This window comes from Fibrobacter sp. (genome assembly GCF_017545445.1).
In the GTDB taxonomy this organism is placed as follows: Bacteria; Fibrobacterota; Fibrobacteria; order Fibrobacterales; family Fibrobacteraceae; genus Fibrobacter.
On sequence record NZ_JAFWOM010000033.1, the window covers coordinates 1 to 2915 of the forward strand.

At 47.8% G+C, this 2915-nt stretch carries 7 protein-coding genes; all 7 read left to right on the forward strand.

All coding sequences use genetic code 11. The annotated features are described in order from the left end of the window. Positions 1-417: 417 nt before the first annotated feature. Positions 418-699 carry a hypothetical protein gene (locus IKG78_RS04180; RefSeq protein WP_290939763.1) on the forward strand — a complete coding sequence of 94 codons (282 nt, stop codon included), beginning with the start codon at positions 418-420 and terminating at the stop codon, positions 697-699. After that, on the forward strand, positions 699-824 hold the full coding sequence (locus tag IKG78_RS04185; protein WP_290939766.1) for a CD1375 family protein: 126 nt from the start codon (positions 699-701) through the stop codon (positions 822-824). Before IKG78_RS04180 ends, IKG78_RS04185 begins: the two co-directional genes overlap by 1 nt. A 62-nt stretch (positions 825-886) precedes the next feature. Then, positions 887-1012 carry a CD1375 family protein gene (locus IKG78_RS04190; RefSeq protein WP_290939769.1) on the forward strand — a complete coding sequence of 42 codons (126 nt, stop codon included), beginning with the start codon at positions 887-889 and terminating at the stop codon, positions 1010-1012. Positions 1013-1028: 16 nt separating this feature from the next. Then, positions 1029-1349 (forward strand): hypothetical protein, encoded by a 321-nt coding sequence (locus IKG78_RS04195; RefSeq protein WP_290939774.1) that lies wholly within the window; start codon positions 1029-1031, stop codon positions 1347-1349. A 109-nt stretch (positions 1350-1458) separates the two neighbouring features. Next, on the forward strand, positions 1459-1827 hold the full coding sequence (locus IKG78_RS04200) for a hypothetical protein (protein ID WP_290939779.1): 369 nt from the start codon (positions 1459-1461) through the stop codon (positions 1825-1827). An 86-nt stretch (positions 1828-1913) separates the two neighbouring features. Beyond that, positions 1914-2489 (forward strand): Rho termination factor N-terminal domain-containing protein, encoded by a 576-nt coding sequence (locus IKG78_RS04205; protein WP_290939782.1) that lies wholly within the window; start codon positions 1914-1916, stop codon positions 2487-2489. Further along, positions 2455-2915 (forward strand): hypothetical protein (locus IKG78_RS04210; RefSeq protein ID WP_290939786.1); only part of this gene is annotated, 461 nt, incomplete at its 3' end. The genes IKG78_RS04205 and IKG78_RS04210, both read left to right, overlap by 35 nt.

Below are 2915 nucleotides of genomic sequence, written 5' to 3' on the forward strand. Positions count from 1 at the left end.
TATGGATGATATGGTTTTCCTTGCGAAGTCGAAAGAGTTCTTGCAGCGCCTTGTGACACGTGTAACGGCGTTTCTCGAACGTTTCCTTGGCTTGGAGGTCAAGAAATCTTGGAGCCTGTTTTTCGTTGAGGATAGGGGAATTGATTTCGTTGGCTACGTTTTCAGGCACGGCGTTATACGATTGCGAAAATCGATTGTGAAAACGTTGCGCAGGTTGTGCTTAAACGTGCGCAGACGCGCTAGGCGCGGGCATTTGATAAATTATTCGATGTTTTGCGCTTTCGGTTCTTTAACGGGATGGTTGGGTCATTGCAATAGCGCCGGATTGCGTAGGCGCTATGTAATGCCGATTGAACACAAGATGACCGAATATCACTTGAAGGTCATAAAGGGCAATAAGAACGGAGGTTTGAAGAAATGCGCGTGATTCGTGATGCTATGTTTGATGAAAAGCCCGATGATGTTACCGTGTATCCGACGAGCGTTGACGTGCTTGTGAGCGCTGAACTTGTCGAGATTCACGATGATATGACGGGCGATGATTACGAGAAGTGGAAATGCACGCTCAATCGTTACGAAACGGGCGAGTATATCGAAAATTTGCAAAAGGCAAACGATGATATGGCTAACGAGATTACAAGCACTCAGGTTGCGGTTGCCGAGGTTTACGAGCTGGTTGTTGGCGGGGGTGAGCTGTAATGGCTGAATTGTATGCACGCCTTGTTGTGAAGGGCAAAAAGACGCTAGACCAAGTTCCGGCTGATATCCGGCCAAGGGTTCGGCAAATCCTGATTGACTGGGGATACCCCGTAGATGGTGAATAACCATGTGCTACGGTCTGAAAATGGCAATTTTCAAACTGCTTTTCAGAAAGGAGGTATCTACGATGGCAGAAGTTTACGTTGCACTTATCATCAAGGGCAAGCGCACGTTTTCTCAGGTTCCGGCAATTATTCAGCCGAAGGTGAAAGAACTGCTCGAAGCGCTTGACCTTGCTGAACTTGCCGAGTAGTTAGAAGGTGAGTTCTATGAGTGAGGGTTACATTTCGAGAAGCGAACATGAAGAATTCGCAAAGCGTATCGATGACCACAACGAGCGGCAAGATGCGCGTTTGAAGGAAATCGAAAAAAACGTTTCGAGCATTACGGATTTGGTTACGAGCGTAAAAGAGTTGGCAGTAGAAATGAAGCATATGAGCGAAGAACAGCGAAAGCAGGGGCAACGGCTCGAAACGCTAGAGGGCAGGGATGGCGAGAAATGGCGAACGGTCGTGGCGTGTATGATTACGGCTGTGATAGGCGCTGCTATCGGCATCGTTGCAGATGGTTTCTTTTTGGCAATGCCGTAAATTAGAATCGAAAATTTCTTGAAACGGGGTATTGCAAGCCTTGCGACGGTCGCGTATAATCGTAACCGTCGCAAGGCAATTTAGTTTTCAGTCGAAAGGACGTGTCAAGATGACGAAGCAGACCAAGGCGCAGCGGATTTTCCGAGTGCTGTATTACGATTGCAAGAAGCACGTGCAGACGTGGGGATATGACGAGCCTACCGGGTTCAATCGCTTGCCTTGTCGTGATGACGAAACGGTTTGCACGCGCACGGTAAACGCCGTTCAGAAGCTTTGGGATGCTGAGCGCAATCGGATTGACAATTACGCTAAGTTTGAGATTATCGATGATGCAGAATATCAGTTGCGTTTAAATGCGCTTGATATGGCGTATAACACGATTCAGAATCAACGCCAAATCATCGATAGGGATAAAGAGTATTTCAGCGACATGCGCAAAATGAATTGGGAAGATTTTTGCGCAAAGTGGGATATTTGATTTTGGATAATGCGCGTCACGGGCAACCGGGCGCGTTTTGTCGTTTTTCGGAAAAGCCAAAAGGCGAAAAGAAAGGAGTTGCGAGGATGCAAGCAAAAGAGTTGGAGGCTATGACGCGCGATGATTTGCGCAAGCTTGCCAAGGAAAGGGAGTTGCCGGGTCGTGGCAGCATGACCAAGGCGCAGTTGGTGGAGGCGCTAGCCGATGATTGCGCTCAGAACGATTCTAAGCCCATTTCAGACGTTGTTGCACAGCAAGACGAAGTGCAAGCCGTTGAAGAGGTAACTACGGCGCAGACGGCGTTTGATGGCGATTTGGAGGTATCAGACAAAGACAACGAATCTTTCAAGCGCGGCATGATGAAGGAGCGCGAAGAGAAGAAGAAAGCGGAACGCCATATTTCGCACGTCGAGAATGCGCAAATCGGTGCTATCGTCGCTTTCAAGGATGAGAGGGGAAAGGTTCGCAGCGCTAAGATTGTCAAGCGGTCGAGCCAAAAGCGCAAATTGAAGCTTCAAACGGCTTACGGGCTTGATTTTGTTGTTTCGTATGACGATATTGTGTGGGTGCGCAACGGTGACCGTTGGCCTCGTGGCATTTACAATCTTTTGAAGGGGATTGGTGAAAATGGCGAACAAGACGCGCAAGCCCAAGATAACTAGCTTTGAATCGCTCGAAGAATCCCGCAATTACGTTATCGCGTATGCGAAGCAGCTTTTGAAGTTCAAAAACGCCGAATCGGTCATGAACGATATGAAATCCGATTTCAATGCTTCGATGAACGCTCTTTTCGAGCAGCAGGAAAAGAACCTCAAAGGCAACAGCGTTTCGTTTGAAACGGATGGTTTCGGCGAGGTTTCGCAGACCGTCACGGCAACGCAGATTACCAACACTTCGATTATCTGGAATATTCCGATTTTGAAACGGGTTCTCGGTAAGAAGCTTGCGAAGCAATGCGTTTCGAAGAAATACGAAATTGTTGATTTTCCCGGTATGGTCGAGTATTTGAAATCGCTTGGTGCGAAGCCTGATGAATTCTCGAAATTCTTGAACGTCATTGAAAGCGTTAACGAGAAGCAGCTTGATAA